The organism is Microbacterium meiriae, from assembly GCF_040702565.1.
Classification (GTDB): Bacteria; Actinomycetota; Actinomycetes; order Actinomycetales; family Microbacteriaceae; genus Microbacterium; species Microbacterium meiriae.
Window position 1 is genome coordinate 56,751 of sequence record NZ_JBFBLJ010000001.1, and the last position, 17,379, is coordinate 74,129.

Annotated in this window: 23 protein-coding genes and 2 tRNA genes; 21 read left to right on the forward strand and 4 right to left on the reverse strand. The window is 70.4% G+C overall.

Going from position 1 to position 17,379, the window contains the following annotated elements; genetic code table 11:
- Nucleotides 1-44: 44 nt before the first annotated feature.
- From AB0310_RS00255 to AB0310_RS00285, 7 genes are all read left to right on the forward strand, one after another.
- Complete coding sequence (locus AB0310_RS00255) at nucleotides 45-845, forward strand: enoyl-CoA hydratase/isomerase family protein (protein ID WP_268777229.1); 801 nt, start codon at nucleotides 45-47, stop codon at nucleotides 843-845.
- A 116-nt stretch (nucleotides 846-961) separates the two neighbouring features.
- Nucleotides 962-2,002, forward strand: coding sequence for a hypothetical protein (locus tag AB0310_RS00260; protein ID WP_268777228.1), 1,041 nt, complete (start codon nucleotides 962-964; stop codon nucleotides 2,000-2,002).
- Nucleotides 2,002-2,796, forward strand: coding sequence for an inositol monophosphatase family protein (locus AB0310_RS00265; protein ID WP_268777281.1), 795 nt, complete (start codon nucleotides 2,002-2,004; stop codon nucleotides 2,794-2,796). The genes AB0310_RS00260 and AB0310_RS00265 overlap by 1 nt, the downstream gene beginning before the upstream one ends.
- Nucleotides 2,797-2,915: 119 nt before the next feature.
- Complete coding sequence (locus AB0310_RS00270) at nucleotides 2,916-4,187, forward strand: M23 family metallopeptidase (RefSeq protein ID WP_280570051.1); 1,272 nt, start codon at nucleotides 2,916-2,918, stop codon at nucleotides 4,185-4,187.
- 68 nt (nucleotides 4,188-4,255) lie between these two features.
- Nucleotides 4,256-4,327, forward strand: a tRNA-Thr gene (locus tag AB0310_RS00275).
- A gap of 32 nt (nucleotides 4,328-4,359) precedes the next feature.
- Nucleotides 4,360-4,433: transfer RNA gene (locus AB0310_RS00280), tRNA-Met, on the forward strand.
- A 156-nt stretch (nucleotides 4,434-4,589) separates the two neighbouring features.
- A complete protein-coding gene (locus AB0310_RS00285; protein ID WP_366236339.1) occupies nucleotides 4,590-5,069 on the forward strand; it encodes a hypothetical protein in 480 nt (159 codons plus the stop codon).
- Nucleotides 5,070-5,078: 9 nt separating this feature from the next.
- On the opposite strand, the gene AB0310_RS00290 is transcribed toward AB0310_RS00285, so the two are convergent.
- On the reverse strand, nucleotides 5,079-5,903 hold the full coding sequence (locus AB0310_RS00290) for a CPBP family intramembrane glutamic endopeptidase (RefSeq protein WP_232089182.1): 825 nt from the start codon (nucleotides 5,901-5,903) through the stop codon (nucleotides 5,079-5,081).
- A gap of 164 nt (nucleotides 5,904-6,067) precedes the next feature.
- Between AB0310_RS00290 and AB0310_RS00295 the strand changes: the two genes are divergently transcribed.
- The gene (locus AB0310_RS00295; protein ID WP_259952998.1) at nucleotides 6,068-6,229 is read left to right on the forward strand and encodes a hypothetical protein; all 162 of its coding nucleotides are present in this window, start codon (nucleotides 6,068-6,070) and stop codon (nucleotides 6,227-6,229) included.
- A 6-nt stretch (nucleotides 6,230-6,235) separates the two neighbouring features.
- Here the strand turns inward: AB0310_RS00295 and AB0310_RS00300 are convergent, their stop codons facing one another.
- Nucleotides 6,236-7,903, reverse strand: coding sequence for an MDR family MFS transporter (locus tag AB0310_RS00300; protein WP_366236340.1), 1,668 nt, complete (start codon nucleotides 7,901-7,903; stop codon nucleotides 6,236-6,238).
- A complete protein-coding gene (locus AB0310_RS00305) occupies nucleotides 7,903-8,514 on the reverse strand; it encodes a TetR family transcriptional regulator (RefSeq protein WP_268777224.1) in 612 nt (203 codons plus the stop codon). Before AB0310_RS00305 ends, AB0310_RS00300 begins: the two co-directional genes overlap by 1 nt.
- 175 nt (nucleotides 8,515-8,689) lie before the next feature.
- Here AB0310_RS00305 and AB0310_RS00310 point away from each other — a divergent pair, with 175 nt between their 5' ends.
- The 9 genes from AB0310_RS00310 to AB0310_RS00350 all read left to right on the forward strand — a co-directional run bounded on the left by AB0310_RS00310 (nucleotide 8,690) and on the right by AB0310_RS00350 (nucleotide 12,768).
- Nucleotides 8,690-9,127 carry an Asp23/Gls24 family envelope stress response protein gene (locus AB0310_RS00310; RefSeq protein WP_187663371.1) on the forward strand — a complete coding sequence of 146 codons (438 nt, stop codon included), beginning with the start codon at nucleotides 8,690-8,692 and terminating at the stop codon, nucleotides 9,125-9,127.
- Nucleotides 9,124-9,315, forward strand: coding sequence for a DUF2273 domain-containing protein (locus AB0310_RS00315; protein ID WP_025104398.1), 192 nt, complete (start codon nucleotides 9,124-9,126; stop codon nucleotides 9,313-9,315). The genes AB0310_RS00310 and AB0310_RS00315 overlap by 4 nt, the downstream gene beginning before the upstream one ends.
- Nucleotides 9,312-9,653, forward strand: coding sequence for a hypothetical protein (locus AB0310_RS00320; protein WP_259953001.1), 342 nt, complete (start codon nucleotides 9,312-9,314; stop codon nucleotides 9,651-9,653). Before AB0310_RS00315 ends, AB0310_RS00320 begins: the two co-directional genes overlap by 4 nt.
- Complete coding sequence (locus tag AB0310_RS00325; RefSeq protein WP_366236341.1) at nucleotides 9,650-10,216, forward strand: hypothetical protein; 567 nt, start codon at nucleotides 9,650-9,652, stop codon at nucleotides 10,214-10,216. The genes AB0310_RS00320 and AB0310_RS00325 overlap by 4 nt, the downstream gene beginning before the upstream one ends.
- The gene (locus tag AB0310_RS00330; RefSeq protein ID WP_366236342.1) at nucleotides 10,213-10,911 is read left to right on the forward strand and encodes a hypothetical protein; all 699 of its coding nucleotides are present in this window, start codon (nucleotides 10,213-10,215) and stop codon (nucleotides 10,909-10,911) included. Before AB0310_RS00325 ends, AB0310_RS00330 begins: the two co-directional genes overlap by 4 nt.
- Nucleotides 10,912-10,925: 14 nt before the next feature.
- The gene (locus AB0310_RS00335; RefSeq protein WP_187663375.1) at nucleotides 10,926-11,099 is read left to right on the forward strand and encodes a CsbD family protein; all 174 of its coding nucleotides are present in this window, start codon (nucleotides 10,926-10,928) and stop codon (nucleotides 11,097-11,099) included.
- 117 nt (nucleotides 11,100-11,216) lie between these two features.
- Nucleotides 11,217-11,783, forward strand: coding sequence for an RNA polymerase sigma factor (locus tag AB0310_RS00340; protein WP_259953005.1), 567 nt, complete (start codon nucleotides 11,217-11,219; stop codon nucleotides 11,781-11,783).
- On the forward strand, nucleotides 11,780-12,382 hold the full coding sequence (locus AB0310_RS00345) for a hypothetical protein (protein ID WP_259953006.1): 603 nt from the start codon (nucleotides 11,780-11,782) through the stop codon (nucleotides 12,380-12,382). The genes AB0310_RS00340 and AB0310_RS00345 overlap by 4 nt, the downstream gene beginning before the upstream one ends.
- Nucleotides 12,379-12,768: a hypothetical protein gene (locus AB0310_RS00350; RefSeq protein WP_280569468.1), complete on the forward strand. Its 390-nt coding sequence runs from the start codon at nucleotides 12,379-12,381 to the stop codon at nucleotides 12,766-12,768. The genes AB0310_RS00345 and AB0310_RS00350 overlap by 4 nt, the downstream gene beginning before the upstream one ends.
- Before the next feature lie 24 nt (nucleotides 12,769-12,792).
- Here AB0310_RS00350 and AB0310_RS00355 read toward each other — a convergent pair whose 3' ends face one another.
- Nucleotides 12,793-13,638 (reverse strand): SDR family oxidoreductase, encoded by an 846-nt coding sequence (locus AB0310_RS00355; RefSeq protein ID WP_366236343.1) that lies wholly within the window; start codon nucleotides 13,636-13,638, stop codon nucleotides 12,793-12,795.
- A gap of 93 nt (nucleotides 13,639-13,731) precedes the next feature.
- On the opposite strand from AB0310_RS00355, the gene AB0310_RS00360 reads away from it, so the two are divergent.
- From AB0310_RS00360 to AB0310_RS00375, 4 genes are all read left to right on the forward strand, one after another.
- Nucleotides 13,732-14,097, forward strand: a complete 366-nt coding sequence (locus tag AB0310_RS00360) for a winged helix-turn-helix transcriptional regulator (RefSeq protein WP_268777219.1) — start codon at nucleotides 13,732-13,734, stop codon at nucleotides 14,095-14,097.
- A gap of 98 nt (nucleotides 14,098-14,195) precedes the next feature.
- Nucleotides 14,196-15,734: an APC family permease gene (locus tag AB0310_RS00365; protein ID WP_366236344.1), complete on the forward strand. Its 1,539-nt coding sequence runs from the start codon at nucleotides 14,196-14,198 to the stop codon at nucleotides 15,732-15,734.
- 38 nt (nucleotides 15,735-15,772) lie between these two features.
- Nucleotides 15,773-16,621, forward strand: coding sequence for a tRNA pseudouridine(38-40) synthase TruA (truA, locus tag AB0310_RS00370; RefSeq protein ID WP_187663381.1), 849 nt, complete (start codon nucleotides 15,773-15,775; stop codon nucleotides 16,619-16,621).
- Between the two features lie 53 nt (nucleotides 16,622-16,674).
- Nucleotides 16,675-17,343, forward strand: coding sequence for an endonuclease/exonuclease/phosphatase family protein (locus AB0310_RS00375; RefSeq protein WP_366236345.1), 669 nt, complete (start codon nucleotides 16,675-16,677; stop codon nucleotides 17,341-17,343).
- Nucleotides 17,344-17,379: the final 36 nt, after the last annotated feature.

A 17,379-nucleotide genomic window follows, 5' to 3' on the forward strand; every position in this document is an offset into this window, starting at 1 on the left:
CGCGACTAGCCTGGAGGCATCCGCCTGTGCTCGAAGGAGAAGCCATGAGTGATGCCGTCCTGTTCGCCGTCGACGAGGGGATGGCGCGGCTGACGCTGAACCGTCCGACCCGCCTCAACGCCTTCAACGCCGATCTGGCGTACGCCTGGCGGGATGCGACCGTCGAGGCGACATCGCGGGACGACGTGCAGGCCATCCTCATCGACGCGGCGGGACCGGCGTTCTGCGCGGGCGGCGACGTGATCGACATGGCGACGACCATGGGGTCGTCCGGGGCGGAGATCACCGCGCTGGCCGAGGTCATCAACACCGGGATCCGCGCGCTCACAGAGTCGAGCGTGCCCGTGGTCGCTGCCGCGCACGGGACGACGGCCGGCGGCGGACTCGGCATCCTGCTCGCCACGGACTACGCGGTGGTGGGCTCGCGGTCGCAGCTCGGAAGCCTGTACGCGAACATCGGCCTCACGCCCGACCTCTCCGTGTCGGCGCAGCTCGCGCGGGCCGTCGGCCAGCGCCGCGCCCTCCAGCTGGTGCTGCAGGACCGGCTGCTCAGCGCCGCGGAGGCCCTCGACTGGGGGCTGGTGGCCGAGGTCGTGGAGGGCGAGGACGGCAGGGCGGAAGCCGATCGGGTCCGTGCGCGGGCCGAGGAGGTCGCGCGGTTCTGGCTCGCCGGGGCCGCCGACGCGTACGGACACGCGAAGCGGCTGGTGCGGTCGCAGCCGGAGCGCACGTTCGCCGAGCAGTTGAGCGAGGAGGCCCGGTCCATCGGCGCCGCCCTGGAGACCCCGGACGCGCAGGCGCGGGTCGCGGCCTTCGCTGCGGCATCCGCGAAGAAGGCCGGCTGACCCCTCCTCCCCAGAGCGCGATCGCGTCCCGATCTTCCGCGCGCCTGAGGGAAGCCGGAACAAGCGGGCCTGCGCGTGGCAGGATGAAGGCATCGCCGCTCGACGAGAGGATCCCCATGTCCCATCCGGACACCGCACGGCTGCAGCCGCAGGGTGACAAGAAGAACATGTCGCTGCTCATCAGGGGGTCGCTGTGGGTCGCCATCGGCGCCCTCATCGCCGCCGCACTGGTCTGCGTCGTGTGGGTCCTGGTCGGTGATCAGAACGGCCTCATCGGTCGTGCCTTCCTCACGATCCTCCTGCTCGCCGCCTTCGCCGGAATCGCCATCCTCGAGGCGGGCCTCGCGCCGAACCGGCCGGACTGGCTCCAGCTCGCCAGCATGGTCACCTGGGTCGTCGCGCTCCTCGTCGGCCTCGTGAAGATCTGGCTTCCGGAAGACGGCCTCTATTTCGGCGCGGAGCGGTTCTTCCAGCTGCTGCTGGTGATCGGGATCCTTCAGCTCGCACTGCTCCACGTGCGGCTGTTCACCCGTGCCGCGCAGCGACACGTCACGACCTTCACGAAGGTGATCCACATCGTGACGATCGTCTTCCTCAATGCCCTCGTCGCGCTGCTGGTGTTCTTCCTCGCGTTCCCGAACACCTTCGACTACACCGAGCTGTACTGGCGCATCGTCGTCGCCCTCACGATCCTCGTCGCCGTCGGCACCACGCTGATTCCGCTGCTGAACGCCCTGTTCGCGCCGAAGAAGGCGCCCGCCGCCCGTCCCGTCGCTTCCGCCCCATCCTGGCCGACCTACGCCGATGGGATCACGCCGCTCCCGGTCCTCCCGGACGGCAGCCCGGACTGGAACGCCTACTACACGGGGTACCCCTCGACGGCCCCTCCGGCACTGGGTCAGGCGCCCGCCACGGCGTTCCCCGTGGCGACGCCGCCCCTCGCGCCGACGACTCCGGCCCTTCCCGACTTCGGCGCTCCTCCCGCTCCGGGACCCGTGCCGCCCGCGCCTGACCGACCCGCTCCGCCGCAGCCGGCGTCGGCACCCGCTCAGCCGGCGCCTCCGCAGCCGGCCCCGCCGCAGCCCGCGTCGCCCGCCCAGGGCGAGCCCCCGGCCTTCCCGCCGCCGCCGCCCGCCCCTTCGCACCCGGCGCCGTGATCGACGCTCTCGAGCTCAGCGCCCTGGCGGCCGAGATCGCCGAGGAGGCGGGAGCTCTCGCCCGGACCCGTCGACGGGAGGGCGTACGCCTCGCCGCGACAAAGTCGACGCTCGCCGACATCGTCACGGACGCCGACCGCGAAGTCGAGGAGCTGATCCGCGAGCGCCTGCGCGCGGCGCGACCGGCGGACGGCTTCCTCGGTGAGGAGTCGGGCGCGGCCACCGGCGACAGCGGGATCACCTGGGTGGTCGACCCCATCGACGGCACGGTGAACTACGCCTACGGCATCCCGGCGTACAACGTGAGCATCGCAGCCGTCAGCGGTCCGCCGGAGCCGGACGAGTGGGAGGCGCTGGCCGCGGCCGTGCACGCACCCGCCGTGGGGGAGACCTTCACGGCTGCTCGCGGCCACGGGGCCTGGTCGGACGGCGTCCGTCTCGCGGTCACCGAGGTGACCGACGCCGGCGCGCTCCTGGCGACCGGATTCGGCTACGACCCGACGACCCACGACGGCGACCTCGCGACGGTCCGGCGGGTGATGCCGATCGCCCGTGACCTCCGTCGTATGGGGTCCGCGGCCCTGGATCTGGCCTATGTGGCGGCCGGCCGACTGGACGGATATTTCGAGCGCGGGCTCAAGCCGTGGGACCATGCCGCGGGCGCGCTGCTCGTCCAGGAGGCGGGTGGCCGGGTCAGCCGGATCGATCGGGAATCGCCGCGGCCTTTCCTGATCGCGGGCGGCGTGACCCTGCACGACCGACTCCGCGCTATCCTCGATGAGGAAAAACCCTGACCGATCCATGGCATTCACAGGTCGATCGGGGTAGTGTTTACCCGATCGTTACTTTCACCACCCGAAGGTGAGAGTTGTCATTGCGCCCCCGAGCATCACGAACGACCGAGAGATTAGCTTTGCCCTTCGAGAACCCCCAGGCTGCCGCTGCGCCCACGCGCCGGTCCAGCCGCCCTCGCACTGCGGCCTCCGAGGCCTCGGCGAGCGGGTCGACGGCACCCCTCGCTGACGCGGAGACCGTGATCGCCCTCGCTGCTGTCATCCCGCTCTCCCGTCGCGCCGCGCGTCAGCGTCAGGCCGACGTCCCTCCGGTGCCCGCCGCGCCGGAGGAGCCCTTCATTGCGGCGGCTCCCGCGCCTGCCATCGCCGATGTCCCCGAGGTGCCCGTCGTCGCGGAGATCGTCGAGAAGGCCGAGGACACGGTTCCGGTCGAGGACATCGCCCCGGCGTCGGAGCCCTTCGTCGCCGAAGCCGACGCCGAGGGTGACGCCTTCGAGCGCGCCTCCCGCGCCTTCCGCACCACCGGCTCCATCCCGACGTCGTCGGCGTCCCGCCGTTCGGCCTTCGCCCCGAATGCCGCGTCGCAGACCGCGCCGAAGATCGACACCGCAGGCCTCGCGGCCGTCGGTCCTCGCCGCACGCGCAGCATCCGCAAGGCCCTCACTGCCGGTGCCACCGTCGGAGCAATGGGCCTCGCCGGCCTCCTGGCCGTGTCCATGACGCTTCCTGCGGAGGCGGTCGCCGCCGCCCAGGGCGGCTCCCTCGCCTCGACCTCCCTCGTCACCGCGGCGGCTGCTGACGCAGCAGGCTCGGCGGACGACGAGATCCAGGCCTTCGTCGCGCCGTCCGGTGTGCAGAACGAGCCGCTCTCGCGCGCCGACAACTTCAGCACGGTCTCGCTCGTCGAGGTCGCCGCCGAGCAGGGCATCAACTACTCCGGTGAGATCTTCACGAACGACCCGGATGCCGCCATCCAGTGGCCGTTCCTCGTCGGCGTCGGAATGAGCTACGGCTACGGCATGCGCAGCGGCCGCCTCCACGAGGGCATCGACTTCGTGCCGGGCAACGGCGCGCCCATCCAGGCCATCGCCGACGGCACCGTCCGCATCGCGACCGAGCAGGGTGCCGCCTACGGTGTCACGGTCTACATCGACCACGTCATCGACGGCTCCGTCATCACGAGCCACTACTCGCACATGCAGTACGGCTCGCTGCAGGTCAAGGCGGGCGACAAGGTCAAGGTGGGCGACATCGTGGGCAAGACCGGCAACACCGGCCGCTCCTACGGCGCGCACCTGCACTTCGAGCTCATCGTGAACGGGACGACCATCGACCCGATGCCGTGGCTCAAGAAGAACGCCGGACGCACGTCTCTCACCTCGGAGGAGTGACCGTCTCGATTTCATGAGGACGCCACAGTGATGGTATTCTCGTGTGGTTGCCCCGCGAGGGGCAGCACGCCCCGATAGCTCAGTGGCAGAGCACTTCCATGGTAAGGAAGGGGTCGTCAGTTCAATCCTGACTCGGGGCTCGGAGTTCGCATCTGCGATGCGGATGCCGTGCGGCAGGGTAGCTCAGTTGGTGAGAGCGCACGACTCATAATCGTGAGGTCGCGGGTTCAAGCCCCGCTCCTGCTACAGAATGAAACCCCCGGAACATTCCGGGGGTTTTGTCGTCTCCGACCTCAGTGCCGGGATACCGTCCTCACCCTGCGCGGAGCGTCCTAGAGTGTGTGACGCGTCGGCCTCCCAGCCGGCCACCGAGATGGCGGGCATCGAGGGACGAGGTCTGCCGTGTCTGCGCCCGATCGTCGAGCGAGCATCGTGTTCCGGGACGCCCGGCGCGCCCTGGAGGAAGCCGTCGCGGACGGGCGCGGTCATTCCCTCGGGCTCGAAACGCTCGCGCCGCAAGAGTCCTGGGACGTGCTGGTCGCCGAAGGGTACGGGCGCGCGTTGCTGACCGGCGCCCTCGCCGGGGCACTCGCCGGGCTGCTGCGACACGGCGTGACCGTCGCCGACGTGCTGAGCTGTCCTGCGGTCCCTCTCGGGGTCGAGCTCGGGACGAGATCCCTCCGGCTCGTCATGGGGTGGCTCGCGGACGGCGTGGCCGAGATGGACGATGCCGTCGTGTCGCGGACGATGGTGGCCGGTGTCGCCGACGATCTCATCGGTGCCTCCGACGCGGCCCTGGCCGTCGGCGATGCGCACCGGGTCGCCGTGCTGGTCTTCGCGATCGCGGCCGTCGGCACGCACGCCGTCTGGCGTGCGGTGTGATCCGGGCGGTCAGCGCTGCGGGGCGAAGGTGTCGGGTGCGGAAGCCCCGACCCGACCACGGATGAAGATCATCAGCACGAGACCCGCGACGATCACGACGATGTTGCCGAGCCCCGCGACCGCGGTGAGCCCGCCCTCGGCGGGGTGCATGGTCTGCAGGAAGATACTCGGATCGGTGCTGGCGTGCAGGAGGATCGGGGCGATGATCGTCCCGGTGACCCGGAGCGCGAGGTACATGCAGATGCCGAACGCGAACGTGTACACGAGCTGGAACAGCGTCGGGAGCAGATCCTGCCCCGTCAGGAGATTCCCCGCGTGCAGAGCGGCGAAGATCGCCGCCGAGACGACCGCGACGACCAGTTCGCGCGCACCGGCGTCCCGCATCATCTTCACGACGAGGCCGCGCGTGAGCACCTCTTCCGCGAAGCCGATGGCGAGGCCGGCGAGCAGCCAGGTCGCGACAACATCACGTCCGACGCTGCCGTCCTCGATCGTGAGGAAACGGAGGACGTTGAACAGCAGGACCGCGATGATCGCGATCCACATCCACCCCGCTCCCCGGATGGGCTGGGGCCCGAACACGGGTCGCCACCACCCGAGCGAGGCGATGAACGCGACCAGCAGGAGGCCCCCGACGAGGATCGGCAGGACGTCGTAGACGAGGACGCCGGCTGCACTCGCCGGATCGTCGACCTGCGCGGCCAGCGGGAGGAGGGCCAGCGAGAGCAGCTGATAGAGCCCGTAGTACACGGCCGCGAGCAGGAGGGCGCGCCACCAGCCTCCGCGATCCCAGAAGCGCTGCCAGGCGGAACGGTGCGGTGCGGCGTCGATCACGGGTGCTCCTCGAGAAGGGAGGGAGAGGGGGCGAACAGCTCCAGTCTGGTGGCTCCGCCCCCGGCGAGTGGGCGTGCGGCGGCGACACGCCGTGTCAACCCCCTCGGCCGCGTCGGCGCCCCCGCGCAGACTGGCCGTCCGGATCCCCAACATCAGGAGGCGCCATGTCCGACACGTCGAACAGCCAGGACAACCAGGAGGAGATCGAGGCCATCGGCGTCGACCCCGACTTCGTCACCACCGATCACGACCCCGAGCCTGACGACCTTCCGGCGACGGGCGGTGGGGAGGACGACGACGACGTCGACGTCGCCGACCTCCCCTAGCGCGGGCTACCTGCCCGTGGACGCCGAGCCGGTCTCTTCCGGCTCGGCGTCCGCGCGTCCGGCATCGACGCGTCCGGCGGTGCGGAGCTCGGCCTCGAGGCGCTCGGCCTCCTCGCCGCTGATCGCCTCGCCGCGCGCGACGAGACCCGCCTGATCCGACAGCGGGATCTGCTTGAGGAACAGCGACAGGATGAGCGCGAGCGCGATGAAGGGCACGAGGTACCAGAACACCGGGGCGAGGGCGTCCGCATATGCCGTGACGATGCCGTCGCGGACCTCGTCCGGCAGGCTGTTCAGCGTGGCGGGGTCGATCGTGGACGCGGCCTCGGAGGCGGCCTCGGGGGACGCCCCGGCGCCGGCGAACACGCCGAGCAGGTTCTCCGTCAGACGCGTGGTGAAGATCGTGCCGAACACCGCCGTCCCCAGCGAGGCGCCGACCTCGCGGAAGTAGTTGTTCGTGCTCGTGGCGGTGCCGATCTCGCCCGCCGGGACGGCGTTCTGCACGACGAGCACGACGACCTGCATGATGAGGCCGAGCCCGGCGCCGAAGACGAACAGGAATGCGCAGATCAGCCAGATCGGCGTCTCCGCCGAAAGGGTGGTCATGGCGACCATCGCGATTCCGGTGATGATCGTGCCGAGGACCGGATAGATCTTGTACTTCCCGGTCTTCGAGATCGCGAGGCCGGAGAAGATCGAGGTCCCCATGAGGCCGACCATCATCGGGATCATCAGCAGCCCGGAGGCGGCGGCGGAGGTGCCGGACGACATCTGCAGGAACGTCGGGACGAAGCCGATCGCGGCGAACATGCCGATGCCGAGGACGAGGCCGATCGCCGTGGCGTTCACGAAGATCGGGTTGCGGAAGAGGCTGAGCGGGATGATCGGGTCCTGCACCCGGGACTCGGTGATGACGAACGCCGTCGCCGACACCACGAGCCCGGCGCCCCAGGCCCAGGTCGCGAGCGAGTCCCAGCCGAACGCGGCGTCGCCGCCGAAGTCGGTGAAGAAGATGAGGCAGGTCGTGGCGGCCGACAGGAAGAGCACGCCGAGGATGTCGATCGGCTTCTCCGCCTTCTTGCTGGGGAGCTTCAGAGCCACGAGGGCGATGAGGAACGCGGCGATGCCGACCGGGATGTTGATGTAGAACGCCCACTGCCAGGTCATGTGGTCGACGAAGAAACCGCCGAGGAGCGGTCCGGCGACGGCGGAGAGGCCGAACACCGCGCCGAGCGGACCCATGTACTTGCCGCGCTCGTTGGCGGGCACGATGTCGGCGATGATCGCCTGCGACAGGATCATGAGCCCGCCGCCGCCGAGACCCTGGAGGGCACGGAAGACGACGAACATCCAGAAGTCCGTCGCGAACGCGCAGCCCACCGAGGCCAGTGTGAACAGGGCGATGGCGACGAGGAAGAGTGACCGTCGTCCCAGCACGTCGCCGAACTTGCCGTAGATGGGCATGACGATGGTGGTGGCGAGCAGGTAGGCGGTGGTGATCCAGACCTGATGGTCGACGCCGCCGAGCTGGCCGACGATCGTGGGCATCGCCGTCGACACGATGGTCTGGTCGAGGCTCGCGAGCAGCATGCCCGCGATCAGGGCGCTGAAGATGATCCAGATGCGGCGCTTCGTGAGGAGGAAGGGCGCATCCGCGGTGACGGTGGCGGACATCAGTGGGCTTTCTGTGAAGGGGAGTAGAGGTCGCGCGCGAGGCGCAGTCGGCGGGCGATGAGGTCGGCGAACGGCTCGGTGGAGTGGTGGTGCAGCAGCTGCTCCATGCAGAGGCGGACGAGCGCGCCGACGGAGTGGACGAGCACCTCGGCGCGGAGCTCCGCGTCGGTGGCACCGCCGATGCGGCGCGCGACGAGGGCGATGTCGCGCCGCTCGTGCTTCTCCTGCTGCTCGAACGCCGCGCGCAGCAGTCGCGGCTCCTGCTCGATGACGGCGAACAGCTCGGCGGCGTGCTCGATCGGATCGAAGAGGGCGAAGCGCTCGACGGTGAGCTGCACGAAGTCGTCCAGGAGATCGCCGTCGCGCTCGAGGAAGACCGCTTCGAGCTCCTCCTGGCGGGAGTCGATCACGGCGAACCCGAAGACGGCGTTCTCCTTGCTCTCGAAGTAGTTGAAGAACGTGCGCCGGGAGACTCCGGCGTCGGCGCACAGCTCTTCGACCGTGAAGCCGGCGAAGCCCCGCTCGGCCGTCAGGCGGCGTGCGGCCTGGGTGAGTGCCCGCGTGGTCTGCCGCTTGCGTTGCTCCCTCGTGGATTCTGCACTGTTCTCCATAGAGTGCAACTTTGCACTCTGAACCTTGGAGTGCACTGAAAGTCGCCGCCGAGGAAGGCCCGGAGATTCGTTCCGAGAAGTTTGTGACATTCTGTGCTCCCCGACCGTCTTAGTGGTGTCGTGAGAACACGGCCCGCGCGGAAACCGCGTGGACACACGGATGAAGGAGCTCGAGATGGCGAACGTGACTGGGGGCACCCAGCCCAAGGCTCAGGTCGTCCCGGCGTCGCAGGGGGCGGCGGGGAAGACGACGATCGAGGATGCGGTGGTCGCGAAGATCGCCGGCATCGCGGCGCGGGAGGTCGACGGCGTCTACGCGCTCGGCGGTGGCGCCGCGCGCATGATGGGTGCGATCCGCGACGCCCTCAACACGACCGACCTCGCGCAGGGGATCAGCGTCGAGGTCGGCGAGACGCAGGTGGCCGTCGACGTGACGATCGTGGCGGAGTACCCGGTGTCCCTGCAGAAGGTGGCCGACCAGGTGCGGGCCGCGATCCACCGGGCCATGGTGGAGCTGGTGGGCATGGACGTCGCCGAGGTCAACGTGACCGTCAACGACGTGCACATCCCCTCGGAGGACGACGACGAGGCCCCGGAGGCGCGGGTCCAGTGAACGCCTCGGTGATCGGCGGAGCTGCGGCGACGGTGCTCGCGCTGACCTGGATCGTCTGGGGGTTCTGGGCGTTCCTGCTCGTCACCCTCGCGATGCTCGTCGGCGCCGTCGTCGGCCGCATCGTCGACGGTCGCCTGGACGTGCGGGCGCTCGCCGACGTGGTGCGCGGGCGGCGATCGTCCTCATGAGCGTGGCACAGACGGACGGGCCGACGACCGTGGCGGGGGCCACGGTCGTCGAAGCCCGCGCGTTGCACCGGCTCGCTCTGGGGATCGTCCGCGATGCCGCTCGGGTCGGTACCGACGACGTGAGCGTTCAGCTGGCGGACCGTCGCGGCGACCTGCGGGTGTCCGTGGAGGTTCCGGTCGTGCTGAGCCGTCAGGGCACCGATCCCGTGAGTGCACGGGCGGACGCCGTCCGCGACGCCGTCGTACAGGGGATGCGCGACCTGGCAGCGCGTCACGTGGGAGCGGTGGACGTGCGCTTCGCCGGCGTCCGACGCGAGACGGAGAGGAGAGTGGCATGACGACGAACACTGCGACACCCCGGCGGCTCCTCCGCCGAGAGGCGAGGGCGACGCGTCGGGGCCCTGCGATCGCGCTCGCCGTGGTGCTGACCCTGGTCCTCGCCGTGTTGCTGGTCGGGGTGGCGGCGTGGGCCCTCGACGAGGGGTTCCGCACGCAGGCCGCCGCCTGGTTCGCGCCCGTCCCGGCGCTCCTGCAGATGCCGTCGGCCGTGATCGCGGTCGGGGTCGTGCTTCTCCTCCTGGCGTTGCTCCTCTTCGCGCTCGCTGTGCTTCCGGGCCGGCGTGCGCGCCGCACACGTCTCGACACGCGGGCAGCGCTCGTGATCGACGACGGTGTGCTCGCCGACGCCATCGCGGACGCGGTCGCACGCCGGATCGGGGTGCCGCGCGGGCAGGTGGGCGTGACCGTGGCCCGACGCGCGGCGCTGATCCGGGTCACTCCGACGAGTGGGGTGCCGGTGGATGCGGCTGCCGCCGAGGAGGCAGCGGCCCGGGTGCTGGACGAGGTCGGCTTCCGGCTCTCGCCGCGGGTGCAGGTGGGACGGGAAGGAGTGATCGCATGACGTCGGCAGGGACGGCGGCGAACCGCGCGGTCCTCCTCGGGGGAGCGGCAGTGCTTCTGAGCGGGGGCGTCGTCCTCCTCGCCGGGGGGCTGCGGGGCACGGGCATGCTCCCGCCACCCTTCGAGGAGGTGCTCGCGCAGGCGGACGGCCTCGTGGCGTGGTCGGGGGCATGGGGCCTCGACATCCCCGGTGCGGGCTTCGTGCCGCTGTGGGCGATCGTGGGGATCGCCGCTGCGGCACTGCTCGTGGTCCTGCTCGTGGCCTTCCTGTTCACCCGCCGGCCGCGGCGGGAGCGCACCGTCCTCCGCCTCGTCGCCGGAGGAGGAACGACCACCGTCGACCGGAGCGTGGCGGAGGAGCTGCTCGCGGCGCCGCTCGCCGATCGGGCGGACGTGCTCGCGGCCCGGCTGACGAGCCGGAGAGTCGGGCGAGGGATCGCTCTCGGCCTCGTGGTGACCCCGCGCCCCGGTGCGGCTCTGGGCGGGCTGCTCGCGGCCGTCGATGACGTGGTGCAGGAGTGGGACGCCCTCACCGGTACCCGCATGCCGCTCGTCGTGCACGTCGCCGACCGCGGGTGGCGGGAACTCTTCCGGTCGCGGCAGCGGATGCGTCGTTCGCTCGCGACGGGACGGACCGCGGCGCCGGAGGGCCGGAACGCCGCACGGACATCGACCCCGACCGTCGGGGTCGTGTGAGGAAAGGAGACGCCATGAGCGCGGAGAACAAGATCAAGGCCGCAGCCGAGAAGGTGGCGGGCAAGGCCAAGGAGGTCGTCGGCGAGGTCACCGACAACGACAAGCTCGTCGCCGAGGGCAAGGCCGAGCAGGCCAAGGGTGATGTCAGGAACGCGGCCGAGGATGTCAAGGACACGTTCACCAAGTGACGGAGGGGGAGGAGACGTCCGTGCGGGCGTCTCCTCCGCCTGCGCGCATCGGGTCGTCACGATCCGACGCGGCGCGGGCTCCGAACGCCTGGGGAACCGTGAACGAGGGGTGGGGGAATGGCAGCCGACCGCTGGGGTGAGGCGCTGGAGCAGGCTGGGGACCGCATCGTCGCCGGCCGTGCGATGGATGGGGACGTCGCCGCATTCGCGGTGCTCGTGCGCAGGTACACGCCGATGATGAGGGCCTACACGCACAGGATGCTGAACGCATCGGCGGAGGTCGACGACATCGTGCAGGATGCGTTCGTGACCGCGTGGCAGCGGTTCGGTGAGCTGGAGGACCCCGCCAAGGTGAAGAGCTGGCTCATGCGGATCGTGAGTCGCAAGGCGGTGGACCGGCTGCGGCAGACGCGGCCGGCCCTCGACGTGGACGAGATCGACCGGCCCGCGCCGCCGCAGGCGTCGCCCGCCGCGGTCGTCGAAGCGCGAGCGGGTGTCGCGGCCCTCGGTGCCGCTCTGCGCGAGCTCCCCGAGGCCCAGCGCGAGTGCTGGGTGCTGCGGGAGCTGGGCGGCTACAGCTACGACGAGATCGCCGAGGAGCTCGGCATCCCCGTCAGCACGGTGCGCGGACTGCTGTCCCGCGCGCGACGATTCCTGATCACACGGATGGAGGCGTGGCGATGACCGATCACCACGAGGACGACCAGCTGCGCCGCCTCGGTCTCGAGCCCGCCGACCTGGACGGGCACACGATCGAGGATCTCAGCGATTACCTGGACGCTGGACGCACCCCGCGGAACCCCGCGATCGAGGAGTCTCCGGGATGCCAGCTCGCGCTCGACGCCCTGGAGAGGCTGCGCGGCCTCGGCAGCGAGCTGATGGATGACGACGCGGCCTCTGCCGCGCCGGTGGACGAGAGCTGGGTGGACCGGATCCTCAGCGGCATCGCGATGGATGCCCAGGCAGGACGCCGTATCCCGTTCGCCTCCGACGATCCGGCCGTGGAGCTGGCGATCACCGAGGGTGCCGTGCGCGGACTGGTCCGTGCCGCGGAGGAGGCCGTCCCCGGGGTTCTGGTCGGCCGGTGCCGACTGGACGGCGACGTGACCGAGCCCGGAGCGCCGGTGCGGGTGATGATCGACGCGAGCGTGCGCCTCGGCGACCCTCTCCGCAGCGTCGCCGACCGGCTGCGCGCCGAGGTGGATGTCCGGCTGCGTCGTCACACCGAGCTGCAGGTCATGGCGATCGACGTCGCGATCACCGACGTCAGGGAGGGGGCATGATGGCCGACGCCGAGCTGACGAAGGAGGAGCGCGCGGATCTCGCGATCCGGATCGAGACCGCCCTGCGCGCCTGCTCGGGTGTGCGCGGTGTGTACCGCTCCGGATCGCTCGTCTCGAACCTCGTGCGTGCGGGGGCGGCCGCCTGGGGCGTCGAGCGCGGTGCCGACCCGATCGTGTCCGTCACCGCGGCACCGGAGGGCGTGGCGGTCGAGGCCGCGATCGGGGTCGACGGGCGGGTGAGCAGCGTCGCGACGCTGCGGCACGCCCGCGAGACCGTGGATGCCGTGCTGCACGCGGACGGCCTGCGGCGCGACAGGCTCACGCTGACCGTCGCCTATGTGCAGAGCGCCGGGGAGCCGGTGCCGGGGGAGCGCCGCCGCCCGTGACGGCGGCCGGCAGCGCTCCTCACCTCACGCCAGGGCGCGGAGGCCTTCGACGAGCGGTGTCGTCGGGCGGCCGATGAGGCGACGGAGTGTGCCGTCGGTGTCTGCCAGTGCGCCGTCGCGGATACCGGCGTCGAGGGCGACGACGAAGCCGGCGGTGCCCTCATCGAGCCCGGCGGCGCGCAGCGCGGCGAGCTGCTCGTCCGCGGAGAGCGGGAGGAAGGTGACCTCGCGGCCGGTGACCTCGGTCATCGCGGCGGCAAGGTCGGCGTAGGTCCACACGACGTCTCCGCCGAGCTCGTAGACGGCGCCGATGTGTCCATCCTCCGTGGCCACGGCCGCGGCGGCCTCGGCGTAGTCCTTCCGGCTGGCGGAGGCGACGCGGCCGTCTCCGGTGCCGGCGCTGAGGGTGCCGGTCTCGGTGGCGCGGGCGAGGTCGGCGGCGTAGTTCTCGGTGTACCAGTTGTTGCGGAGGATCACCGCGGGGAGGCCTGCGGCCGCGATGAGCTCCTCGGTGGCCTTGTGCTCGGGAGCCAGGACGAGGGTGCTCGTGGTGGCCTTCGGCGCGCTCGTGTAGATGAACTTCGACACGCCGGCGTCCTTCGCGGCGTCGATCACCGCCCGATGCTGCGCGACGCGCTGGCCCACCTCGGAGCCCGAGACGAGCACGACGGTGTCCACGCCGTCGAGCGCCGCGGCGACCGATTCCGGGTCGGTGTAGTCGAGACGGACGACGGGCACGCCGAGGTCGGCACCCTTGGCGAGGTCGCGGGCGCCGGCGCGGATCGCCTGCGGCTCGACACCGCGCTCCAGGAGGGCGGCGACGATGAGGCGGCCGAGGTGACCGGTCGAACCGGTGACGAGGATGGTCATGGGAGTCCTTTCGTAGCTGACTCCCCGGACAACCCCGATAGCCGTCGTGAGCATTCCTTTCAGCAGGTACCCACTTTTCGGTAAGGTACCCACATGACGGTGAGTTTTGCGCAGATCCGCGATTCGCAGCCGGCCCTCTTCGATCAGGGGTGCGGCACGCGCGTCGTCCTGGACCACATCATGAGCAAGTGGGGCGTTCTGGTTCTCTCATGTCTCTCCGACGGCACCCACCGCTGGGGAGAGCTGCGCCGACAGGTGGACGGCATCAGCGAGAAGATGCTCGCCTCCACCCTGCGCGCGCTCACCGACGACGGCCTGGTGCACCGGGAATCGCTGCCGACGGTGCCGCCGCACGTCGAGTACAGCCTCACGCCGCTGGGGCGCGACCTGATGGAGCGGATGCTGCCCCTGATGGAGTGGGTGGCGGCGCACGCCGACGGAATGCTCGCTCGCGACTGACCCACGGAATCCTTCGCATATCCCCACACGACGCGTGGAATCCGTCGCCGAAACAAAAGGATTGACGGGATACCGCGGCCCGCCGTACTGTTCTGAGCATGGCAACGACGCCCATCCACCTTGAACGACCCGACGGCAAGGGCCTGGCTGCAGGCACCCTCGGCCTGTGGGGATCCACCGTCATCGGTCTGGCCTCCACGGCCCCCGTCTACTCGCTCGTCGCGACGCTCGGCTTCGTCGTGCTCGCGGTGGGCGCCCAAGCACCGATCGCCTTCATCATCGCCTTCGTGCCGATGCTGCTGATCGCCTTCGCCTACCGGGAGCTCAACAACGCCGTCCCCGACTGCGGCACCACCTTCACCTGGGGCACCAAGGCCTTCGGCCCCTGGGTGGGATGGATGGGCGGCTGGGGCGTCGCGGTCGCCGGCATGGTCGTGCTCGCGAACCTGGCGCAGATCGCCTCCGTCTACTTCTGGTCGCTGATCGGACAGGACCTCGAGAACAACGACTGGCGGGTCGTCGTCGTGGCCGTGCTCTTCATCGCCGCCATGACCTGGGTGAGCTGGCGCGGCGTGGAGATCGGCGAGCGCATCCAGAACGTCCTCCTCGCGATCCAGTACCTGGCGCTGGCGATCTTCGTCGTCGCCGCCCTCTGGCAGTTCTTCACCGGCGACGCCCCCGACGCCACGCCGTTCGCGTGGGAGTGGCTGAACCCGTTCGGCTTCACCGACTGGTCGGGCTTCACGGAGGCCATCCTCCTGGCGCTCTTCATCTACTGGGGGTGGGACACCTGCCTCGCCCTCAACGAGGAGACCAAGGACCCGAAGCGCATTCCCGGCCGTGCCGCGGTGCTCACCTGCGTGATCCTCCTGGTGACGTACGTCGCCGTGACGATCGCCGCGATGATGTACGCCGGACTCGGCGAGGATGGCACGGGACTCGGCAACGAGGCCAACGCCGACGACTTCTTCCTCGCCATCAAGGACGGCCTGCTCGGCCCGTTCGGGTGGGTGCTCGTGGTCGCGGTCATCATCTCGGCGATCTCGTCCACCCAGACGACGATCCTCCCGACCGCCCGCGGCACGCTCGCGATGGGCGTGTACCGCGCGCTCCCCGCGAAGTTCAAGGACGTGCACCCCGTCTACAAGACGCCGTCGTTCTCGACGATCATCATGGGCGTGGTGGCCTCTCTCTACTACGTGGGCATGACCCTCATCAGCGACAACATCCTCCAGGACTCGATCCTGTCGCTCGGACTCGCGATCGCGTTCTACTACGCGATCACCGGCTTCGCCTGCGTCTGGTACTTCCGCGCCGACCTGCGGCGCTCCGCTCGCGACCTGTTCTTCAAGGGGATCTTCCCGCTGGTCGGCGCCCTGCTGCTCACCGGGGCGTTCGTCCAGTCGGCGATCGACATGTGGGACGTCGACTACGGCTACACCGTGCTCTTCGGCATCGGCGGGACGTTCGTGATCGGCATCGGGTCGCTGGCGATCGGCCTGGTCCTGATGTTCCTCTGGTACCTCTTCCCGCGGTCGAAGCGGTTCTTCCGGGGCGAGAGCCTGAACCGGGAGACCCAGGTGATGGTTCCCGAGGAGCCGGGCGCGCTGATCCGATCGGTCGACGGCGGCATCTGACGCACGGGGTGCGCACGCGGCTGTCCTAGGCTGGCCTCGTGCGCATCCGGCTCGACATCGCCTACGACGGCACCCATTTCCGCGGGTGGGCCACGCAGCCCACGCTCCGCACGGTGCAGGGGACGCTGGAGGCGGCGCTCGCCCGGATCGTCGGCTCCGACGTGCGGTTCGTCGTCGCCGGGCGGACGGACGCCGGCGTGCATGCGAGCGGACAGGTCGCGCACGTGGATCTCGACGAGGCGCAGTGGGCGCGGATCGAGGCGCGCCACGGCCGCGCCGCCGAGGACCCGGCCGGCAGCATCGCGGCGCGGATGCGCGGGGTGCTCGGCGCCTACCCCGACGTGACGGTCACCCGCTCCTCTCTCGCCCCCGAGGGCTTCGACGCGCGATTCTCGGCCGTCTGGCGCCGCTACCGCTACCGGCTCGCCGACGACCTCGCCGGATACGACCCGCTGCGGCGGCTCGACACCACCACCATCCGGGGGCGGCTGGACGCGGAGGCGATGGACGCCGCGGCGCAGACGCTCATCGGCCTCCACGACTTCGCCGCCTACTGCAAACCCCGTGAGGAGGCCACGACCATCCGTACGCTGCTCGATTACCGGTGGCAGCGGGACGCGGACGGGGTGCTCGTCGCGGAGGTCAAGGCCGACGCGTTCTGCCACAGCATGGTGCGGGCCCTCGTCGGCGCCTGTGCGGCTGTGGGGGAGGGGCGCCTGGACGTCGGCGATCTCGTCGTGCTCCGCGATGCGCTCACGCGGACGAGTGAGTTCAAGGTCCTCGCCGCCCGCGGGCTGACCCTCACGGAGGTCGGCTACCCGGCAGAGGAGCTCCTGGCCACCAGAGCCGCCCAGACCAGGGCCCGACGCGACCGCGAGAGCGACTGATCGCCGGGATCGGGAGCCGGGGCACAGATGGGGCGGGTAGCGTGGGGACGATCATGAAGGTCATCTCCTACAACCTGCGCAAGCACCGCGCCGCCGGCGAGCTCGCGGCGCTCGTCGATGAGCATGATCCCGACATCCTCTGCCTCCAGGAGTGCGATGTCCCGGAGCTTCCGGATCGGATCGGCGGTCTCGTGCTGGCGGACGCGACGCAGGGCAACAGGCTCGGCCTTGCCCTCTTCTATCGCGAGAGCACCTATCGTCTGCTCGGCATCCGCACCCTCGGCCTGAAGAAGTCGCTGCATGACCGCATCGCCAAGCCCGCGCATGAGCGCGTCCTCGGCGCCCGCCTGCGCGACATCGACGACGGCGGCGAGTTCATCGTGGAGTCCTTCCATGCCGCGCCCCTGACGGCGTTGAACTCACTGCGCCGGCACCAGATCCGCGCGGCGCTCGCCGAGCTCGCGACGCTCGGCGAGGGGCTGCCGCAGCTCATGGTGGGGGACTACAACTACCCCGTCTTCAAGGAGAACCTCGGTCAGGCGGTGCGCGATCAGGGATACGCGCTGTCCCTCAGCGACGACCACACCTACACGCGGTACCGCGTCTTCCGCGGGCACTACGACTTCGCGACCTCGTCCGGCTTCGAGATCGAGCGCATCACCACGCTGCCGCAGCGCTCCAGCGACCACCGCCCGATCCTCGTGACGGTCCGTCCGAACTGACGCCCGTGCCGGGCGGGTTTGGGGAATGCCGTTCCG

Coding starts and splice junctions, on each gene's coding strand:
- AB0310_RS00255 (WP_268777229.1), top strand. CDS start 45: ATGAGTGATGCCGTCCTGTTCGCCGTCGACGAGGGGATGGCGCGGCTG.
- AB0310_RS00260 (WP_268777228.1), top strand. CDS start 962: ATGTCCCATCCGGACACCGCACGGCTGCAGCCGCAGGGTGACAAGAAG.
- AB0310_RS00295 (WP_259952998.1), top strand. CDS start 6,068: ATGTCCGACACGTCGAACAGCCAGGACAACCAGGAGGAGATCGAGGCC.
- AB0310_RS00300 (WP_366236340.1), bottom strand. CDS start 7,903: ATGTCCGCCACCGTCACCGCGGATGCGCCCTTCCTCCTCACGAAGCGC.
- AB0310_RS00305 (WP_268777224.1), bottom strand. CDS start 8,514: ATGGAGAACAGTGCAGAATCCACGAGGGAGCAACGCAAGCGGCAGACC.
- AB0310_RS00310 (WP_187663371.1), top strand. CDS start 8,690: ATGGCGAACGTGACTGGGGGCACCCAGCCCAAGGCTCAGGTCGTCCCG.
- AB0310_RS00320 (WP_259953001.1), top strand. CDS start 9,312: ATGAGCGTGGCACAGACGGACGGGCCGACGACCGTGGCGGGGGCCACG.
- AB0310_RS00325 (WP_366236341.1), top strand. CDS start 9,650: ATGACGACGAACACTGCGACACCCCGGCGGCTCCTCCGCCGAGAGGCG.
- AB0310_RS00330 (WP_366236342.1), top strand. CDS start 10,213: ATGACGTCGGCAGGGACGGCGGCGAACCGCGCGGTCCTCCTCGGGGGA.
- AB0310_RS00335 (WP_187663375.1), top strand. CDS start 10,926: ATGAGCGCGGAGAACAAGATCAAGGCCGCAGCCGAGAAGGTGGCGGGC.
- AB0310_RS00340 (WP_259953005.1), top strand. CDS start 11,217: ATGGCAGCCGACCGCTGGGGTGAGGCGCTGGAGCAGGCTGGGGACCGC.
- AB0310_RS00345 (WP_259953006.1), top strand. CDS start 11,780: ATGACCGATCACCACGAGGACGACCAGCTGCGCCGCCTCGGTCTCGAG.
- AB0310_RS00350 (WP_280569468.1), top strand. CDS start 12,379: ATGATGGCCGACGCCGAGCTGACGAAGGAGGAGCGCGCGGATCTCGCG.
- AB0310_RS00355 (WP_366236343.1), bottom strand. CDS start 13,638: ATGACCATCCTCGTCACCGGTTCGACCGGTCACCTCGGCCGCCTCATC.
- AB0310_RS00360 (WP_268777219.1), top strand. CDS start 13,732: ATGACGGTGAGTTTTGCGCAGATCCGCGATTCGCAGCCGGCCCTCTTC.
- AB0310_RS00365 (WP_366236344.1), top strand. CDS start 14,196: ATGGCAACGACGCCCATCCACCTTGAACGACCCGACGGCAAGGGCCTG.
- AB0310_RS00375 (WP_366236345.1), top strand. CDS start 16,675: ATGAAGGTCATCTCCTACAACCTGCGCAAGCACCGCGCCGCCGGCGAG.